General features: G+C 64.1%; 18 protein-coding genes. 16 read left to right on the plus strand and 2 right to left on the minus strand.

What is annotated here, in order from left to right; genetic code table 11:
* Positions 1-8: 8 nt before the first annotated feature.
* From AC1DW9_RS20580 to AC1DW9_RS20615, 8 genes are all read left to right on the plus strand, one after another.
* Positions 9-1,562: a GumC family protein gene (locus tag AC1DW9_RS20580; RefSeq protein WP_441507063.1), complete on the plus strand. Its 1,554-nt coding sequence runs from the start codon at positions 9-11 to the stop codon at positions 1,560-1,562.
* A 9-nt stretch (positions 1,563-1,571) separates the two neighbouring features.
* Positions 1,572-2,903: an O-antigen ligase family protein gene (locus AC1DW9_RS20585; RefSeq protein WP_441507064.1), complete on the plus strand. Its 1,332-nt coding sequence runs from the start codon at positions 1,572-1,574 to the stop codon at positions 2,901-2,903.
* Positions 2,896-3,657, plus strand: a complete 762-nt coding sequence (locus tag AC1DW9_RS20590) for a polysaccharide deacetylase family protein (protein WP_441507065.1) — start codon at positions 2,896-2,898, stop codon at positions 3,655-3,657. Before AC1DW9_RS20585 ends, AC1DW9_RS20590 begins: the two co-directional genes overlap by 8 nt.
* Before the next feature lie 11 nt (positions 3,658-3,668).
* Positions 3,669-4,913 (plus strand): glycosyltransferase family 4 protein, encoded by a 1,245-nt coding sequence (locus tag AC1DW9_RS20595; RefSeq protein WP_441507066.1) that lies wholly within the window; start codon positions 3,669-3,671, stop codon positions 4,911-4,913.
* 299 nt (positions 4,914-5,212) lie between these two features.
* Entirely contained in the window at positions 5,213-6,340 is a 1,128-nt protein-coding gene (locus tag AC1DW9_RS20600; RefSeq protein WP_441491070.1) for a glycosyltransferase family 4 protein, read from the plus strand.
* A 77-nt stretch (positions 6,341-6,417) separates the two neighbouring features.
* Entirely contained in the window at positions 6,418-6,795 is a 378-nt protein-coding gene (locus tag AC1DW9_RS20605) for a VanZ family protein (RefSeq protein WP_441490887.1), read from the plus strand.
* A 69-nt stretch (positions 6,796-6,864) separates the two neighbouring features.
* Complete coding sequence (locus tag AC1DW9_RS20610) at positions 6,865-7,641, plus strand: bestrophin-like domain (protein ID WP_441490886.1); 777 nt, start codon at positions 6,865-6,867, stop codon at positions 7,639-7,641.
* Between the two features lie 127 nt (positions 7,642-7,768).
* Entirely contained in the window at positions 7,769-8,059 is a 291-nt protein-coding gene (locus AC1DW9_RS20615; RefSeq protein WP_069881005.1) for a GYD domain-containing protein, read from the plus strand.
* Between the two features lie 23 nt (positions 8,060-8,082).
* Here AC1DW9_RS20615 and hpaR read toward each other — a convergent pair whose 3' ends face one another.
* A complete protein-coding gene (gene hpaR, locus AC1DW9_RS20620; RefSeq protein ID WP_441507067.1) occupies positions 8,083-8,580 on the minus strand; it encodes a homoprotocatechuate degradation operon regulator HpaR in 498 nt (165 codons plus the stop codon).
* A 213-nt stretch (positions 8,581-8,793) separates the two neighbouring features.
* On the opposite strand from hpaR, the gene AC1DW9_RS20625 reads away from it, so the two are divergent.
* The 6 genes from AC1DW9_RS20625 (at position 8,794) to AC1DW9_RS20650 (ending at position 14,261) form a co-directional block, all read left to right on the plus strand.
* Positions 8,794-9,192, plus strand: a complete 399-nt coding sequence (locus tag AC1DW9_RS20625; RefSeq protein WP_441490884.1) for a 5-carboxymethyl-2-hydroxymuconate Delta-isomerase — start codon at positions 8,794-8,796, stop codon at positions 9,190-9,192.
* Positions 9,189-10,739 carry a 5-carboxymethyl-2-hydroxymuconate semialdehyde dehydrogenase gene (gene hpaE, locus AC1DW9_RS20630; protein ID WP_441490883.1) on the plus strand — a complete coding sequence of 517 codons (1,551 nt, stop codon included), beginning with the start codon at positions 9,189-9,191 and terminating at the stop codon, positions 10,737-10,739. Before AC1DW9_RS20625 ends, hpaE begins: the two co-directional genes overlap by 4 nt.
* Positions 10,740-10,863: 124 nt before the next feature.
* Complete coding sequence (hpaD, locus tag AC1DW9_RS20635; protein ID WP_441507068.1) at positions 10,864-11,844, plus strand: 3,4-dihydroxyphenylacetate 2,3-dioxygenase; 981 nt, start codon at positions 10,864-10,866, stop codon at positions 11,842-11,844.
* Between the two features lie 79 nt (positions 11,845-11,923).
* Positions 11,924-13,558, plus strand: a complete 1,635-nt coding sequence (locus AC1DW9_RS20640; RefSeq protein ID WP_441507069.1) for a thiamine pyrophosphate-dependent enzyme — start codon at positions 11,924-11,926, stop codon at positions 13,556-13,558.
* 132 nt (positions 13,559-13,690) lie between these two features.
* Complete coding sequence (locus AC1DW9_RS20645) at positions 13,691-14,014, plus strand: c-type cytochrome (RefSeq protein WP_441507070.1); 324 nt, start codon at positions 13,691-13,693, stop codon at positions 14,012-14,014.
* A 79-nt stretch (positions 14,015-14,093) separates the two neighbouring features.
* Positions 14,094-14,261, plus strand: a complete 168-nt coding sequence (locus AC1DW9_RS20650) for a hypothetical protein (protein WP_441490879.1) — start codon at positions 14,094-14,096, stop codon at positions 14,259-14,261.
* 145 nt (positions 14,262-14,406) lie between these two features.
* Here AC1DW9_RS20650 and AC1DW9_RS20655 read toward each other — a convergent pair whose 3' ends face one another.
* Positions 14,407-15,591: an ROK family protein gene (locus tag AC1DW9_RS20655; protein ID WP_476776373.1), complete on the minus strand. Its 1,185-nt coding sequence runs from the start codon at positions 15,589-15,591 to the stop codon at positions 14,407-14,409.
* Positions 15,592-15,709: 118 nt separating this feature from the next.
* On the opposite strand from AC1DW9_RS20655, the gene AC1DW9_RS20660 reads away from it, so the two are divergent.
* Positions 15,710-16,453 (plus strand): glucosamine-6-phosphate deaminase, encoded by a 744-nt coding sequence (locus AC1DW9_RS20660; protein WP_476776374.1) that lies wholly within the window; start codon positions 15,710-15,712, stop codon positions 16,451-16,453.
* Positions 16,454-16,473: 20 nt separating this feature from the next.
* The gene (locus tag AC1DW9_RS20665) at positions 16,474-17,505 is read left to right on the plus strand and encodes an N-acetylglucosamine-6-phosphate deacetylase (protein WP_441507073.1); all 1,032 of its coding nucleotides are present in this window, start codon (positions 16,474-16,476) and stop codon (positions 17,503-17,505) included.
* The last annotated feature ends 11 nt before the right edge of the window (positions 17,506-17,516 follow it).

A 17,516-nucleotide genomic window follows, 5' to 3' on the forward strand; every position in this document is an offset into this window, starting at 1 on the left:
CGAAGCGGATGTACGGGCCGAAGGAGTCGGAGCAGCGACAAGCGCCTCTGCCGACAGGCCATTCCCGGATTCGCTCGGAATCGCTGCGCGATGATGCAGCCTCGTCTTCTGGCGCACGCTCCGATCCGTCGTCTCACTCCCCGCAGTCGAGCCGGGCGCAAGGTTCATTCGGGAGTGGAAGCCCGATTGCCCGTCTCCGCTTGCTCGCCGATGTCGGGGCCGACGACATCCTCGTCTGGCTGCGGCGGGGAATAGGCATGATCGTTGCCGCCATCGTCATCTGCGTCGCCACGGCGCTGGTCTATGCGGTGACGACGCCGCCTCGTTATACCGTCTACACCGATATCCTCATTGATCCCTCGAACCTGAACGTCGTCCGGGACGACGTCTTCACGACCAATCCGCAGCGTGATGCACAACTGCTCGAGGTCGAGAGCAAGCTCAGGGTCCTGACCTCGCGCAACGTCCTGGCACGGGTCATAGACCGGCTCGACCTGACCAATGATCCGGAGTTCGTGCAGCCTGGCTATCTGTCGGCGCTCAGGAGCCTGATCTCGTCCAGGGATGCCAGTCAGGACAATCGCCTTGCCGTGATGCGTGCGTTGGCCGAACGGGTCGAGGCGCGGCGCGAGGAGCGCTCCTTCGTCGTGGTCATGAAGCTCTGGGCGGAAGACCCCGAGAAGGCTGTCGCGATATCCAACGCGATTGTCGAAGCCTTCGAGGCCGAGCTTTTCCAGTCAGCGGCCGAAAGCGCCGGCCGGGTGGTGAAGAACCTCAATAACCGCCTGGATGAGCTGCGCCGCAACGTGACCGAGGCGGAGCGGAGGGTGGAGGATTTCCGGCGTGCGAAAGGGCTGCAGTCCAATAATGGCGAGCTCGTCAGCACGCGGCTCTCGGGCGAGCTCAATACGCAGGTTCTGGATGCACAGCAGCGCTTCATTCAGGCGGAATCGCGCTACAGGCAGATGAGTGCAGCGATCGCAGAGCGGCGGGCAGCCAGCGCGTCGATCTTCGATTCCGCGACCATGACGAGTCTGCGAGCGCAGTATAATACGCTGCAGCAGCAGATCGGGTCGATCAGGGCGACCTTTGGCGCGCGCCATCCGCAGCTGATCACAGCATTATCCGAACAGCAGGTGCTCGAAGGAGCACTGTCCCGCGAAGCCCGCCGCATCTTCGAAGGCGCGAAGGCCGACTTCAACAGGGAACAGACGACGCTCAGAGTACTGCAGGACAAGGCGGGCGACGGGAAGTCGAACGTCTTCACCGACAACGACGCCGAAGTGCAGCTGCGCGATCTACAGCGCGACGCGCGCGCCAAGGCGGCGATCTACGAAACCCACCTGGCGCGTGCCCAGCAGATCGGTGAGCGCCAGCAGATCGACACCAGCAATGTGCGTGTGATCTCGTCACCGATGCCGCCCAAGGCGCGTAGCTGGCCACCTCGTACGTTGATCCTGCTGGCGGCGGCGGTGATGCTGGGCCTTATGCTCGGGATTGCAGCGGCCCTGGCGCGTGGGGCCTGGACCTATATCCGTCACCCGCAGCCCGCGGCTGCTTGAGGGGCGGCCATGGGAAGCGCCGCCAAGGGGGAGGCAGATCGAGGAGAGAAGCTGAGGGAGACTGTCGGCACCGCCCTGTTCATGGCGATCTTCCTGTTCTTCTGGATTTCCCTCAATCCCTTCGTCGACCTGACCGGCGAGGCCGTGCTGGACCCCAGCGCCGGCAACTCCAACCTGATGAACCAAGTCGTGTCGCTGCTGCTGTTCGCGGGCACGCTCGCCTACGGTTTGCTTCACCCGATGCGCAGCATCATCCTGCAGCCGCGCGTGCTGTTGGGCCTGCTGTTTGCCTGGTTCTTCCTGGTTTCGCTGATCTCGTCCTACCCCATGCTCGGGATCAAGGGGACCGTTCTCGCCGTCATGGTGACGGTCAATGCCAGCATCTATCTGCTGCTGCCGGCCTCCGAGAGGCATTTCGCCAAGATGCTGGGCATCGGTACGCTCATCATGCTGGGGGTCAGCTATTACGGCATCCTGTTCAAGCCGCTGCTGGCGATCCATCAGGCTTCCGAGCTGCGCGAGCCGATGAATGCCGGTTTGTGGCGCGGGCATTTCCCGCACAAGAACAGCGCTGCAGCGGCAATGGTGGTCGCTTCGTTCTTCGGCCTCTTCGTCATGAATGCCTGGTCGCGGATCGCGGGCATGACGATCCTGTGCCTGTCGTTCCTCTTCCTGATCAATACCGGCGGCAAGACCTCGACGGCCATGCTGCCGGCTATCCTTCTGCTCGCATGGGTCTTCGAGAAGGTTCGCTTCCTGCGCATTCCGATCGTCATCGGCGGTGTCGGGGCGTTCAACATCTTCGCGATCGGGGCTGCGGTCTTCAGGCCGCTGGGCGATTTCATCAACGAGCTCGGGATCGATGCGACTTTTACCAACCGCGCGGATATCTGGCGGTTTGCCGTCTCCGAACTCGCGGACCGGCCACTGACAGGATACGGCTTCAAGGGTTTCTGGCAGACATCGGAGCTCGTCCACAGCGGCGGCTCGATCGAAACCTGGGCGGTTGCCGCGGCAAACGGGCACAATTCCTATCTCGACGTCGCATTGATGACGGGAATCCCCGGGCTTTTGCTGACGCTGGTCTGGCTCGTCGTCCTGCCGCTCCGCAACATTTCGCGGCTGGAACCCGACGCCGAGCACTCGCATCTGACTCGGCTCTTCACCCGCATCTGGCTCTACGCCATCTTCAATGCCGGCCTCGAGAGCCTGTTCTTCGAAGGTGGCAACTCGCTTTGGTTCACCTTGCTGTTCGCGCTTTACGGCCTGTCCCTGCAGGCCTCGGCCGCGCTGGCGCCGGAGCGCCGGACCCAGCCGGAAGGGGCCGTCGCGCATGCCTAGCGTATCCGAACGCCTTGGAGCGAAGGTCGACAGCCTGAGCAACCGGCTGATCTGGGGGCTTGCGGGCTCCAGGCGCCGCCTGGAGACGGACACCCCGCTGGTCTCCTTCACCTTCGACGATGTTCCAGATTCTGCCCGTAGCGAGGGAGCATCGATCCTCGAGAAATATGGCGTGCGTGGCACGTTCTATATCGCCGGAGGGCTTGCGGGGCAGGTCGAGCCGAACCGGGTGCTGATAACACCGGACGGGTGCCGGGATCTCGCCGAACGCGGTCACGAAATCGGCTGCCACACCTTCTCGCATCGCAGGATCCGCGACATTCCCGGCGCCGATCTGTCGCGCGATCTGGACCGCAATGCCGACTATCTCGCGCAAGCCGGCATTTCCGCGGAGCCGGCCAATTTCGCCTTTCCCTACAATGCGGCATGGCCTCTGGCGCGACCCGAATTCCGCCGGCGCTTCCGCACATGCCGCGGGGCCGGCGAAGCCATCAATCGCGGTGCGGTCGATCCCCTGATGCTCAAGGCCGTCGAGATTCGCCAGCCCGATCCGGAGGCGCGCGCCCTGACACGCTGGATCGACGAGGTGGTCGCCATGCCCGGCTGGCTCGTCTTCTTCACGCATGACATCGCACCCAACCCGACATCCTATGGGTGTACGCTGGGCACATTCGAGCATCTGGTGCGTCACGCGGTCGAGCGCGGATGCGCGGTCCAGCCTGTCGATCGCATTCTGGATCGGATCGGCTGGTGAGGAGCCGGGACGTGGCAAAACCCCAACCTGCCGGGAAGCGCCTGCTGGCGATCAATAACTATTTCTACCGCCGCGGCGGGGCCGAGGCGGTCTTCTTCGACCACATGACCATGTTCGAAAGGATCGGTTGGGATGTCGTCCCCTTTGCCATGCAGCATGAGGACAATGAACCCTCGCCATGGTCAGACTATTTCGTGTCGGAGATCGAATATGGTCGCCAGACGAGCCCGTTGCGAAAGGTCGTCCAAGCAGCAAGCATCATCTACTCCGTCGAAGCGCAACGGAATATCGCGCGACTGATCGAGCAGGCGCGCCCCTCGGTCGCCCACGCCCATAACGTCTACCACCACCTCTCCCCGGCGATCTTCTCCACCTTGAAGTCAGCTGGCATTCCGGTGGTGATGACGGCGCATGACCTGAAGCTCGCCTGTCCGTCCTACAAGATGCTGCGCGATGGAAAAATCTGCGAGGATTGCCGCGGCGGCCACATCTACAATGTCCTGCGCCATCGCTGCATCAAGGGATCCGTGCCGTACAGCACCCTGGTCCTGGCGGAAACTCTGGTGCATCGCTCGCTCGGCCTTTACCGGGACAAGCTCGACCGCATCGTCGTTCCCAGCCGCTTCTATCTGGAGAAGCTGGTCGAATGGGGCTGGCCCCGCGAGCAGCTGGAATACATACCGAATTTCGTCGATGTCGAGCGTTACAGCAGCGACTGGGAGGAGGGCGATTATTTCGTCTTCGCCGGCCGCCTCGCGCCCGAGAAAGGGCTGGCGACCTTGATCAAGGCCGTCGCTCTCTCGAAGCAGCGGCTCATCGTGGCCGGCACTGGGCCCGATGAAGCGGCCCTTCGCCAGTGCGCCGATGAAACCGGCGCGGACGTGAGCTTCGTGGGGCACTTGTCAGGGCAGGACCTGCACCGCCTGATCGGACAATCCCGAGCGCTGGTGCTGCCCTCCGAATGGTATGAGAACGCCCCGATCAGCATCCTGGAAGCCTATGCGCTGGGACGTCCCGTGCTGGGTGCCGCCATCGGCGGCATCCCGGAGATGATCCGGGAGAAAGAAACCGGAATGCTGGTGACCTCGGGAGACGCGCAGGATCTCGCGCAGAAACTGGGAGATCTGGCCGCGCTCCCGGCGGCCGAGCGCGCGAGGATGGGAGCGGCGGGGCGCAAATGGATCGCAGCCGACTTCTCCGCCGCCGCCTTTCGCGACCGGACGCTGAACCTCTATGCCGCGCTCGGGGCCGCCTGAAAGGCGACGAGGCAAAAAGCGATGTAAAGGTTAATAATTGGAAAACACGCCGCGCGCCGGGCTGTCTATTGCGGATGGCAGCCCGCATTCTATAAAATTCATCGAAATCAGGTAGAGGGATTTTCCAGAACACCGGATTCCACTCTCTACCTTCCCAAGAGGAATCTCTCCGAGGTCCGGCGCCGAGCTGAAAGCGCAACGGTCTTCGGCATTGTCGTTCAAGACCGGCCGGGCAGCAATCGGCGGAGGCGTCATTGACCAGTCTTCCTCTTGAGGTGCCTCCCGCACAGCCGGTGGCTATGGCAAGTCAGGATATTCCACGGCGTGTCATTTTCCTCGGACTCCGCGGCATCCCCAATGTTCAGGGCGGCGTAGAGAAACATGTCGAGATGCTGGCCGGCGAGATGGCCGCATGCGGCTGGAACGTCGAAGTCATCGGCCGGCACCGTTACCTGCCGTCTCCGCCTTCTCCCGCGAACGGTATCCGTGTCTTCTCGCTCTGGGCCCCCCGCAAGATGGCGCTGGAGGCCATCGTCCATACCTTCCTGGGCGTCTGTTTCGCGGCGGTGCGCCGGCCGGACATCCTGCACATTCATGCGGTTGGCCCGGCATTGATGGTGCCTCTCGCCCGTCTCCTGGGCATGAAGGTGGTCGTGACCCATCACGGCTATGATTACGACCGGCAGAAATGGGGCGGCGTTGCCCGGCGCGCCCTAAGACTTGGCGAGTATCTCGGCATGCGCCTGTCCCATGGCCGGATCGCGGTCTCGCGCGAGGTCGCCCAGACCATGAGCTCCCGCTACGATACGCCGGTCAGCTTCGTGCCGAATGGTGTGGCCATCTCCCGGGGCGCGCATCGGACTGGCGTCCTGGCGGAGTTTGGCCTGCAGCCCAAGCGTTATGTCCTGCTTGCCGCCCGCCTCGTTCCGGAGAAGCGGCAAACGGACCTCATCGAAGCATTTGCGCGGAGCGGGCGCTCCGACCTTCGCCTGGTCCTGGCGGGTGGAGCGGAGTTTGAAACCGCCTATTCCCTGCAGGTCAGGGAGATGGCCCAGGCCGTGCCCGGCGTCGTCTTGACTGGTTTCCAGTCCGGCGACAGGCTTGCCGAACTCTTCGCCAATGCCGCGCTCTTCGTCCTGCCGTCGAGCCATGAGGGGATGCCGATCGCGCTCCTGGAGGCCATGGCGTCCGGCCTCCCGGTGCTCGCCAGCAATATCGCCGCGAACCGGGAACTTGGCCTGCCTCCGGAGGATTACTTTCCGCTTGGCGATGTCGATGCGCTCGCCGCGGCGATAATGGCAAAGATCGCCAATCCGATCAGCGAGGAGCAGGCCCGCTCCCAGATCAAGCGGGTGGAGCTGGCCTATAGCTGGCCGAACGTCGCCCAGAAGACGCTGGAGGTCTATCGGGCGCTGCTGGCGAAATAGGCGGGCTTCCATTGTGAGCGAGAGCGCGCGATAGAGCGCCAGCAGCTCGCCGCCCCACAGCCAGAGATCGACGGACCATGACATTCAGGATAGTTCTACGCGCCCTGGCATGGTTCACGCTCGCCTTCATCGCTTACGCAACCTTGTCCGCGATCGAGCTGCGTCCGAGAATCGGCGATGCCGTTCATCTCGAACGGTTCGGCGCATTCGGCCTCCTAGGTTTCCTCTTCGCCACCGCATATCCCCGGCGAATTGGGATCATACTCCTGCTGACCATCGGGATCGCAATAGGGTTGGAGCTCTTCCAGATGCTGTCACCCGACAGGCACGCGCGGCTGGGAGATGCCCTGGTCAAGATCGCCGGAGGTGTGAGCGGCGTCGCGGCGAGTTGGCTGTCTGCCCGCCTGCTGCCGCGGCTCACAACCTACCTGGATCGTGAGCGGCTCAGGGGGTAGGCGTCTCGCTGCATCCGCGGCAGCGTCGGCCAGCATGCTATCATTGTTGTGAGGAGGGTGATGCTCTCGATGATACAACTGATTGCAGCCTATTCGGACGCAGTGATCCTGATCATTTGCGGATTGTCCACTGCGGTACTGGGAGTATTGCTCGCCTCCATTGCCCGTCGCCTATGGTTTGCCCGGCCTCGGGACGCTGCCGACGAGCCCAACAAGCTCGCCGAGGTCGTTCATGGCAGTCTGCTGGCGTTCTCGGTTTTCGTGCTCGCCCTGATGCTTGCGGATGTCCGTGTAAATCTGGCGCGGGCTGATGACGCGGTTTCGCGTGAGGGCTCCTATATCGCGCGCCTCGATCGGGATCTGGCGAGTCTCGACGGGAGCGAGCCCGAGGCGGCGCGGAAGGCGCTGCGAGACTATGTCGGTGCCGTGACCCGCGATGAGTGGCATTCCCTCTCGACCGAGGATGCCGGGCTTTCTGCGACCGCTGATCGTGCGCTCGCTGCGTTGGTCCTGCAGGTGCGCAAGGTTGCGGCGGAGTATCGGGATTCGGCCTCCTCGCTGCGCGGATTGCTGGACAGGCTGGAGGAATATCGCCAGGGGCGGCTCGAAACGGCGACCAAGAGCGTGCCGGGGATTTTCTGGTGGATGATCCTGATCTTTCTGCTCGGCGCGATGCTGATGAACGGCCGCTTTTACCTGAACCCTGCCGCTCTTGCCCTGATCGCGGCGCATATGGGCGCAATCGGCATGGTGCTCGGCCTCATCATCATCATGGACGAACCGTTCAGAGGCGAAACGAGCATTTCATCGGCGCGGGTGAGCCAGGCCATCAAGAGCCCGCAATAGGCGAGGCGCTCCCAGGCGGAGCTGGACGCGCGTCTCGCAAGGCAGGCACGCCATTCCCCCAGGTACAGATCGACTGGCGTCTCCAGCTGTGGTGCATTGCGCCGGGGCTCAAAGGGAGGAGCGCGTCATGGCTACCTACGTCGTCCTCGCGAACTTCACCGATCAAGGCATCCGTAACGTCAATGACAGCGTCAAACGCCTGGAAGCATTCCGGGAGATGGCGAAATCCAAGGGGATCACCGTCAAGGACGCCTATTACACGCTCGGCAAGTATGACGTCCTCGTCACCGTGGATGCTCCCGACGAGATGAGCGCCACTGCGCTCAGTCTTGCCGTTGCCAAGCTCGGTAACATCCGCAACCAGACGATGCGGGCTTTCACCCCGGCCGAGATGACCACGATCCTCGGCAAGGTCTAAGGAGGCCGGAGCGCGGCGCGTCGTCAGGTCGCGCTGCGCTTCCGTTTCAGGGGAATCCTTCGCTTCTTTCGCGTGGTTTCCCCTGGCGGGGGCGGCTTGCCCGCACTCTCGTCATGGGGTGCGACAGCGCTGGCCACGCCCTCCAGCTCGCGCAGCAAGGCCTGCAGAGTCGCGAGTTTCTCGTCGCCAAAGCGGCTGGTGATGTCGCGGTAGATCGCTTCCGAGACCGGCGTCACCGTTTCGATCAAACTGGCGCCGGCCGGGCTGATCGAGATGATGGCGCGACGCAGATCACGCTGATCGGCCCCTCGCGTGATGAGGTGTCTGGCCTCGAGGTCGACGAGGATCCGCGACAGGCTCGGCGCGAGCAGGAACGTTGCGCGCGCGAGATCGGTCACCTCCAGGCTGGGCACCGAGTTCAGCGCCCGCAGCACCCGCCATTGCTGCTCCGTGATTTCATATTGCCGCAGCGACGGCCGAAAGCAGCGCATGACCGCTTCGCGCGCCCGCAGCAGGGACATCGGCAGGGATTTCGAGAAATGGCGAAGATGGACACGCGTCCCACCTTGCGAGGACTCATCGGGGGGTGGAGCGGGGCTTCTCAAACGTGGTCCCTTCCGGGGCGGTGCGCAGGATCAGAGCAATGCCACCATTCTAGCGGTTCGCGCCGGTAATCGCTTGCTCAAATTAATTTAACACGTTAATTTAATTTCGAACACGAGGCGGGTGCGCGGATGCCGCATATCATCGTCGAATATTCAGCCAATCTTGAGCCGGCGCTGTCGCTCCGCCGGCTGGTCGACGAATTGCACCATACAGCGCTCGCAACCGGGGTTTTCCCCATTGGCGGCCTGCGGACGCGGGCCGAACGCCGCGATATCTTCGCGATCGCCGATGGCGATCCGACCCACGGTTTTGTTGCCGTTCTGGCTCGGATCGGGGAGGGTCGGGATGCCGCGACGCGCCGGCGGGTCGCCGAAGCGCTGATGGCGACGCTCGAAGCGCAAACCGCCGACCTGTTCAGCAAGATCGGGCTCGGTCTCACAGTCGAGGTCCAGGAGATCGACGGGACGGCCTCGCTCAAGACCAACAATCTGCATGAACGCCTCGCACGCAAGGGAGGCCTCGCATGAACCGGGCCATCGATCCGAAATTCGCCAGCAATCTGATCGGGGCCGAGCGCGCCATGGCGCGCTTCCTCACCGGCGGGGTCGTTCCGCATGTCATTGCCGGAGAGCGCGTGCTCTCCGCCACGAGCGCCACCTTCGAAACGCTCGATCCGGCCACCAATGAGCATCAATGCACCATCGCCTCCGGTGGTGCAGCGGAGATCGACCGTGCGGCCCGCGCCGCCGAGGCGGCCTTCAAGGTCTGGCGCGATGTTCCAGGCGCGACGCGTCGCAAGATCCTGCATGCGATAGCGGATGCGATCGAGGCGCGAGCCGAGGAGATCGCCTTCGTCGAGAGTTGCGATACTGGCCAACCGATCCGCTATATGGCCAAGGCTGCGCTGCGCGGCGCCGAGAATTTTCGCTTCTACGCCGATCGTGCCACCGAGGCGGGCAACGGGCTTTCGCTGCCCGATACCGACCATATCAACTACACCATCCGCCAACCGATCGGCCCCGTCGGCGTGATCACGCCGTGGAACACGCCTTTCATGCTGTCGACCTGGAAGATCGCGCCGGCACTCGCCGCCGGCTGCACCGTCGTCCATAAGCCGGCCGAGTGGTCACCGCTCTCCGCGGTCATCCTGACCGAGATCATGGATGAGGTGATCCGCGCCCACGGATTGCCCGCGGGCGTCGTCAATCTGGTGCACGGGCTCGGCGAAGAGGCTGGCAAGGCCCTGACCGAGCATCCCGCGATCCGGGCAATCGCCTTCGTCGGCGAGACCACGACCGGCTCGCACATCATGGCGCAAGGCGCAAAGACGCTGAAACGCGTGCATTTCGAACTCGGCGGCAAGAACCCGGTGATCGTTTTCGACGATGCCGACCTGGACCGCGCCCTCGATGCCGTGCTGTTCATGATCTACTCGCTGAATGGCGAACGCTGCACGTCGTCCTCGCGCGCGCTGGTCCAGCGCTCGATCTATGACAGCTTCAGCGAAAGAGTCGTCGAGCGTGTCCGGCGTATCAAAGTCGGCCACCCGCTCGATCCGGCAACGGAGATCGGGCCGTTGATCCACCCGCGTCATGCCGAAAAGGTCCTGTCCTACCCTGCGCTCGCGCGAGAGGGCGGGGCACGCGTCGCCTGCGGCGGCGGGCGGGCGATGGAGGGGGCCGGCAATTATGTCGAGCCGACGCTCTATGTCGACGCTGCAGCTGGAATGCGGATCGCCCAGGAGGAGATCTTTGGTCCTGTCCTGACCATGATTCCCTTCGAGGATGAGGCCGATGCGGTTCGGGTCGCCAACGATGTCCGCTACGGGCTCGCCGGCTATCTCTGGACCCGTGATATCGGCCGCGCGCACCGTGTCGCTCGCGATCTCGAAGCCGGCATGATCTGGGTGAACTCCGAGAATGTGCGGCATTTGCCGACCCCGTTCGGAGGCATCAAGAGTTCCGGCATCGGCCGTGACGGCGGCGACTATTCCTTCGATTTCTACATGGAGACGAAGAACATCGCGGTCGCCTATGACAGCCACAAGGTCCCAAAGCTCGGGCTCGGAGGCTGACCGGTAACGGGAAGGATCGAAGCGGGAACGGCGGCCGTGGTCGCAGCCGTGCCACCGGCTTCACAGCATCAAGCCCTCGAAAAGCAGGCCGGCAGCAGGAATAAGATACCAAGGAGGAAGCTCTATGCCTGTCCCGCAGCCGGTATTGAATCCGCCCTTTCAGGTGGTGCGGCTCAATCACGTCGTCCTGTCCGTGTGCGATCTGGCGGCTTCGCGAGCCTTCTGGTCCGATACGCTTGGGCTGCTAGTGACGGACGAGAGCGAGAGCCGAGTCTACATGCGTGCGATGGAAGAACGTGGACACCATTGCATCGTCTTGGAGAAGGGTGAAAGCCCGGTCGCAAAGGTACTCGGTTTCAAGGTTTTCTCGGAAGAGGATCTGGACAAGGCACATCATTTCTTTCGGGCGAACGGCCTGCCGGCCCGGTTTGTCGAGGCGCCGTTCCAGGGCCGCACGCTCAGGACTGTCGACCCGCTCGGCGTCCCGCTGGAGTTCTATTTCAGCATGGACAAGCTTCCGTCGGTTCACCAGAAATACGCGCTCTACAAGGGCGTGAAGCCGCTCCGGATCGACCATTTCAACTGCTTCTCCGACAATGTCGACGCGTCCGTCGCGTTCTATAACGCGATCGGATTCCGAACGACCGAATACACGGTGAACGAGGATGGCAGCCGGCTCTGGGCGGCCTGGATGCACCGCAAGGGTGGCGTTCACGACATGGCCTTCACCCATGGGGTTGGGCCGCGCCTCCACCATGTTGCCTTCTGGGTGCCGACGCCGCTCAACATCATCGACCTGCTCGATCTGATGGCGACCACCGGCTACGTCACCAATATCGAGCGCGGCCCCGGACGGCACGGCATCTCAAATGCCTTCTTCCTCTATATCCGCGACCCCGACGGTCATCGGATCGAGATCTATTGCTCGGACTACCAGACGGTCGACCCCGACCACGAACCGATCCGTTGGGATCTGCGCGATCCGCAGCGCCAGACGCTCTGGGGCGCGCCAGCTCCGCGCTCCTGGTTCGAGGAGGGCACGCTCTTCGCTGAGACGCCGGTGCGTCAGCCCTCCTTCCAGGCGTCCCCGATCATCGCTGCGTGAGTTAACGGGGCGCAGGGGCGGGGACTCCACTCAAGGTGACGGCCCGTTGGGCGGATCTGCAGGACAAGGTGAGGCGGATATGGTGAGAGCGACTGGCGGCGAGGGACTTGTGTCCGGGCTGATCGATCATGGCATCGATACGGTCTTCGGTCTTCCCGGGGCACAGATCTACGGCCTGTTCGACGCGCTCGAGCGGAACAAGGACAGGATCGCAACCATCGGAGCGCGTCACGAGCAGGCCTGCGGTTACATGGCCTTCGGCTACGCAAGGGCCACCGGACGGCCCTCGGTCTGCACCGTCGTGCCCGGCCCCGGCATCCTCAACGCCGGGGCGGCCCTGTTGACGGCCTTTGGTGGCAACGAGCCGGTGCTCTGCCTGACGGGGCAGGTGCCAACCCCCTTCCTCGATCGTGGTCGCGGGCATCTGCACGAGATGCCGGACCAGCTTGCGACCCTGCGCGGCTTCACCAAATGGGCCGAGCGCGTCGAGCACCCGGCGTTGGCGCCGACAGCGGTGTCTCGGGCCTTCCAGGCGATGCTCTCGGGACGGCGCGGTCCGGCCGCGCTGGAAATGCCCTGGAACGTCTTCACGCAGCCGGGGGAAGTGCCGGTCACCTCCGTGCTCGATCCCTCGCCACCGCCACCCATCGACGCTGACGCCATTGACCGCGCCGCAAGACTGATCTCGGCGGCGAAGGCGCCGATGATCTTCGTCGGCAGCGGCGCGTTCGATGCCGCGGATGACATCCTGCAACTGGCCGAACTGATCGATGCGCCGGTCGTCGCCTTCCGCAGCGGTCGTGGCATCCTGTCGAATGACCATGAACTCGGCCTCACCATGGCTGCGGCCTATGAGCTCTGGCCCCAGACCGACCTGCTGATCGGCATCGGTACGCGCCTGGAACTGCCGGGCTGGCGCTGGTCACATACGCCGCCGAACCTGAAATCGGTTCGCATCGATATCGATCCGGTCGAGATGCGCCGCTCCATTCCCGATGTCGCGATCCTGGCCGATGCCCGTGCGGCCACGGCTGCGCTCGCCAAGGCAGCCGGGCGGCTGCCGCAGAGCCGCCCCGGCCGCCGCGCGGTGATCACGGAGGCGACCGCGGCGGCTGAAGCCAAGATCCAGGCGATCCAACCGCAAATGGCCTATTTGCAGGTCCTGCGCGAGGTGTTGCCGAGGGACGGCATCGTCACCGACGAACTCTCCCAAGTCGGCTTTGCCTCCTGGTACGGCTTCAAGGTCTATGAGCCCAGGACCTATCTGTCCTCCGGCTATCAGGGCACGCTCGGCTCAGGCTTCCCGACCGCGCTTGGCGCGAAAGTGGCGTGGCCGGATCGGCCCGTGGTCGCGATCACCGGGGATGGCGGTTTCCTGTTTGCAGTCCAGGAACTGGCGACGGCCGTGCAATACGGCATCGGCGTCGTTACGCTGGTCTTCAACAACAGCTCCTACGGCAATGTCCGGCGCGACCAGCTGACGGGCTTCGAGGGCCGGCTGATCGGCTCGGACCTCGTCAACCCGGACTTCGTCCAGCTCGGCCGGTCCTTCGGGGTCGAGGCAGTGCGGGTCGACACGCCCGAAACCTTCCGCCCTGTGCTGGAGAAGGCGCTGGCCGATAATCGTCCCGCGTTGATCGAGATCACCATTCCGCGCGGCACTGAGGCAAGCCCGTGGCCGTTCATCCATCCGGCACCACCGGCAGCGCGCTAGCGAGCCTGCAGGTACGAGCCAATGCGCACCCCCCACATTTCTCGGGCGGAGCTTCCGCGATCTTAACGCTTACCGTGCGACAGGCTCGCCCATGGCTTTGCGGCGAAGGCTGCGATGGGAGGAGCCTCGATCATGAGCTGGTTCAGATTTGGCCTGGGGATGACGGCTGCGGCCTCGCTCACGGTGGCCGGGTTGATGATGGTTACGCCGGTGGCGTCTGAGCCACGGACATCCCCGCTCGAAGATTGTGCTGCCTGCCATGGCGCGGACGGCATCGCCCGCGACACCGAAGTGCCGCATCTGGCAGGGCAGAACGAGCGCTATCTGTTCAACCAGATGATGGCCTTTCGCAACGGCAAGCGGGCTCACAAGGAAATGCGCTACATGGCGCGGCACATGTCGGTGAACGAGATTGCGGCAATCGCGGCGTATTATGCAGCCCTGCCGACGCGTTAGCGGAACATATGCGCCGGTTTTCGGTTATAATCAGGTTGGGTCAGACTCTTTCATGACCCGGACGTAGCGCGGGGCTGCCATGAAACAACCGATCGTAATTCACACCGACGAGGATTATGAGCAAGCTCAGCTGCGTGTTGCGGAGCTTCAGGCTGCCTCCGATACCAGCACCAAGGAACAGGAACTGCATGCGCTCGCCGAGGCGATGCTCGCCTGGGAATTGCGGCGCGAAACCGCCGAGGATTGACGCCAGGACAGGCGCCGAGACAGGCGCTAAGGACTAGACAGGCGCGAAGACATCGGTCCGACAAGTCGATTGCGGCTTTCGGAAGAGCGGGTGCAAAGGCAGCAGGCGAGGCCGTTGGGCCGGCCGATATCCGGTCCGCTGACGGTCAGGCGCCTTGCAAGAGGTCTTCCAGCGCCTTGCTGAGCAGCGGCGTCGCCGCTCCATGGACTTCATATTGCCGGCTTGAGCGGTCGCTGACGAGTTCAGGCATCATCAACCCGTGCATTGTTCCCTCGGCCCTAAACAACCCGTCGAAATGCGCCCATAGCTGCGCATTGGCGACGAACGGGCCGGTTACGATGATCCGGGTGGGAAACAGCAGGCGGCTCGCATTGGCGAGTGCGCGCGCCAGCAAACGCGCAGCCGTGTCGATCTCGGGCAGGCTGGTCAGGTCGCAACGCGCCAGTTGTCGGTAGAGGCGGTTCTCGTCCTCCGCGAGATCGGGCCAGCGCCGGCGCAGTTCCGGCAGGAGCGACCAGAGCGCCGCGCCCGTTTCCAGGCAGGCGGTGTTGCCGCAGCCGCAACGGCGGCCGTCGAGCGCGGCGAAGCGCCAGTGCCCGACTTCTCCGAAGGAGCCGCCGGGCGGCGCGAGCGAGCGTCCGCCGATGGCGTAGCCCAGTCCGATGCCCCAGCCCCAGTGCAGCAGGAGCGCGCCATCCGAGAACTGCTCCGAATCCTGCGCCATGCGCGCGCGCAATTCGGCGTCAAGATTGCGACAGACCACAACGGGGCCAACCGCTTCCCCGAGCGCAATACCGACATCGAGGCCGCGCAGGTTGGGCCAGCGCGACGACATCAGCCATTGCTTGCGCCTGAGATCGAGCAAGCCCGAGAGCGACACGGCGGTGCCGGCATGCTCCATGCCGCGCGGCATCGCGGCGAGCAGATCCGCGCCAAGCCCGGCCATCACGCCTGCGACAACCCTGTTATCTGCGTCCGAGGCAATCTCGACGACGCGTTCTTCAAGCAACTGGCCGTCGAGATCGACCAGAGCGCCGACCAGCGATTGGCTCGCGACATAGATGACGGAAGCACCGACGCGGCGTGGATTGGCAAAGAGAATTCCGGCCGGACGGCCGCGGCCGGCTTTCTGCCCCGCGGTTTCCAGCAGCAGACGGCGTTCCACCAGATCGCCGACGAGGCGCGATGTCGTGGTCGAGCGTAGCCCGAGCGCAGCGCCGATCTCAGGCCGGGAATGGGCCTGGCCGCGTGCAACAAGCGTGAAGGCGCGGGCGCGGTCGCTGCCGTGCCCGTCGGAGAACAGCATCTGGTCGATGGCTGGTAGTGTCATGGGCATCCATATTTTAGAACCTGATGGTTCTGAAATTGAGATTGCATTTTACAGAGGCGCTCATAAGCTCGATCTGAGAATTTTGAAACAATTTGCTCTGTCCGGGTTCAGAAATAGCATGATCGATATCAACATCGTCGCCGACAAGGAGACCCTCGGCGTCCAGGCTGCGGCCCGTGGTGCTGCGGCCATTCGCGAAGCACAGGCGCGGCACGGTCATGCGACGATCATCGTCGCGACCGGGGCCAGCCAGTTCGAGATGCTGAACCATCTCGTCATTGCCGAGGGCATCGACTGGTCGAAGGTCACTGCCTTCCATCTCGACGAGTATGTCGGCCTCGGCCAGGAGCACCCGGCGAGCTTCCGTCGCTATCTGCAGGAGCGCTTCGTCGCCCCGCTGGGTGGCAAGGTCGAGTTCATCCCGGTCGATGGCGAGGGCGATGCCGAGCAGGAGGCGCGCCGGCTCGGCGAACTAATCGCGGGACTACGCATCGATGTCTGCTTCGCCGGCTTCGGCGAGAATTGCCATCTTGCCTTCAACGACCCCCCGGCCGATTTCGAGACGGACGAGCCCTACATCGTGGTCAAGCTCGATGGCGCCTGCCGCCAGCAGCAGTTCGGCGAAGGCTGGTTCCCGAGCCTCGAAGCGGTGCCGGAGCGCGCCATCTCGATGAGTGTCCGCCAGATCCTGAAGAGCGAGTTGATCGTCCTTTCGGTGCCCGACGAGCGCAAGGCGAAGGCGACGCGCGATGCGCTGGAAGGTCCGGTGAGCCCGCTCTACCCCGCCTCGATCCTTCAGACCCACAAGAACACGGTGCTGTTCCTCGACCCGCCGGCTGCCTCCCTGCTCAAGCGGGGCTGATGGTGGGACAGGGTGCGATCATGCTGACGGCCGGCCTCGTCGATCTCCAGGTCAACGGCTTTGCGGCCGTCGACTTCAATTCAGGCGCGGTGACGGCGGCCGAGATCGACCGGGCGCTCGAGGCGATGCTTCGGACGGGCGTGACCATTTGCCTGCCGACGGTGATCACCGCCCATCCGCATGAACTGGAAGAGCGCCTGCGCGCGCTCGATGCCGCGATCTCGGCGAGCCGCCTCGGCCCGCTGATGTGCCCGGGCTACCATCTCGAGGGGCCCTTCCTGAATCCGGCTGACGGCTATTCCGGCTGCCACCCGGCCGCCGCGATGACCGCAGCCGATCCCACCCTGGTCGATCGCCTGGAAGCAGGGCTCGACCGTCCGATCCTGATGGTGACGGTCGCTCCCGAGGTCGAGGCCGTGCCGGCCCTGATCGCGGCGCTGCATGGCCAGGGCAGGATCGTCGCTCTCGGCCATACCGCTGCTGATTTCGATCAGGTCGCTTCCTCCGCCGCGGCGGGCGCGACCCTGTCCACCCATCTCGGCAACGGCATGCCGCAGGTCACGCATAAACTCGCCAATGCGATCTTCGCGCAGCTTGCCGAGGACGGGCTTTGGGCAAGTTTCATTGCCGACGGCATCCATGTTCACCCCAAGGCACTGAAATCGCTGTTGCGTGCCAAGGGACTTAACCGTTCGATCCTTGTGACCGATGCGGTTTCGGCCGCAGCGGCGAAGCCCGGCAACTATCCCTTCGCCGGCATGAGCGTGGAGCGGAAGGCCGACGGTTCCGTGCGCCAGCCGGGAAGCGTCTCGCTCGCCGGCTCGGCGCTCTGCCTCGATCAGGGGGTGCGCAATGTCGTGGCCTGGGGCCTGGCGACGCCGGAGGAGGCGGTCGCGATGGCCTCGAGCCATCCGCTGGCGGTGCTCGAGCCCGCCTTGCGGGCGAGGGGGCTGGAGCTGCCACTAAGCGAGGTCGAGTGGTCCGCTGATCTCGCCGTGCAGCGCGTGCGCATCGGGCCCGAGGAACGCCGCTACGACGCGGTCAAGATGTAGACAACCCAACG

This window comes from Allobosea sp. P4_E12 (assembly GCF_056401655.1).

What these genes read in the sequence shown, in the direction of transcription:
- hpaD (WP_441507068.1), top strand. Translation starts at nt 10,864, where the DNA reads ATGCCTGTCCCGCAGCCGGTATTGAATCCGCCCTTTCAGGTGGTGCGG.
- AC1DW9_RS20615 (WP_069881005.1), top strand. Translation starts at nt 7,769, where the DNA reads ATGGCTACCTACGTCGTCCTCGCGAACTTCACCGATCAAGGCATCCGT.
- hpaE (WP_441490883.1), top strand. Translation starts at nt 9,189, where the DNA reads ATGAACCGGGCCATCGATCCGAAATTCGCCAGCAATCTGATCGGGGCC.
- AC1DW9_RS20640 (WP_441507069.1), top strand. Translation starts at nt 11,924, where the DNA reads ATGGTGAGAGCGACTGGCGGCGAGGGACTTGTGTCCGGGCTGATCGAT.
- AC1DW9_RS20655 (WP_476776373.1), bottom strand. Translation starts at nt 15,591, where the DNA reads ATGACACTACCAGCCATCGACCAGATGCTGTTCTCCGACGGGCACGGC.
- AC1DW9_RS20600 (WP_441491070.1), top strand. Translation starts at nt 5,213, where the DNA reads ATGGCAAGTCAGGATATTCCACGGCGTGTCATTTTCCTCGGACTCCGC.
- hpaR (WP_441507067.1), bottom strand. Translation starts at nt 8,580, where the DNA reads ATGTCCCTGCTGCGGGCGCGCGAAGCGGTCATGCGCTGCTTTCGGCCG.
- AC1DW9_RS20660 (WP_476776374.1), top strand. Translation starts at nt 15,710, where the DNA reads ATGATCGATATCAACATCGTCGCCGACAAGGAGACCCTCGGCGTCCAG.
- AC1DW9_RS20585 (WP_441507064.1), top strand. Translation starts at nt 1,572, where the DNA reads ATGGGAAGCGCCGCCAAGGGGGAGGCAGATCGAGGAGAGAAGCTGAGG.
- AC1DW9_RS20610 (WP_441490886.1), top strand. Translation starts at nt 6,865, where the DNA reads ATGATACAACTGATTGCAGCCTATTCGGACGCAGTGATCCTGATCATT.
- AC1DW9_RS20590 (WP_441507065.1), top strand. Translation starts at nt 2,896, where the DNA reads ATGCCTAGCGTATCCGAACGCCTTGGAGCGAAGGTCGACAGCCTGAGC.
- AC1DW9_RS20645 (WP_441507070.1), top strand. Translation starts at nt 13,691, where the DNA reads ATGAGCTGGTTCAGATTTGGCCTGGGGATGACGGCTGCGGCCTCGCTC.
- AC1DW9_RS20605 (WP_441490887.1), top strand. Translation starts at nt 6,418, where the DNA reads ATGACATTCAGGATAGTTCTACGCGCCCTGGCATGGTTCACGCTCGCC.
- AC1DW9_RS20665 (WP_441507073.1), top strand. Translation starts at nt 16,474, where the DNA reads ATGCTGACGGCCGGCCTCGTCGATCTCCAGGTCAACGGCTTTGCGGCC.
- AC1DW9_RS20580 (WP_441507063.1), top strand. Translation starts at nt 9, where the DNA reads ATGTACGGGCCGAAGGAGTCGGAGCAGCGACAAGCGCCTCTGCCGACA.
- AC1DW9_RS20625 (WP_441490884.1), top strand. Translation starts at nt 8,794, where the DNA reads ATGCCGCATATCATCGTCGAATATTCAGCCAATCTTGAGCCGGCGCTG.
- AC1DW9_RS20650 (WP_441490879.1), top strand. Translation starts at nt 14,094, where the DNA reads ATGAAACAACCGATCGTAATTCACACCGACGAGGATTATGAGCAAGCT.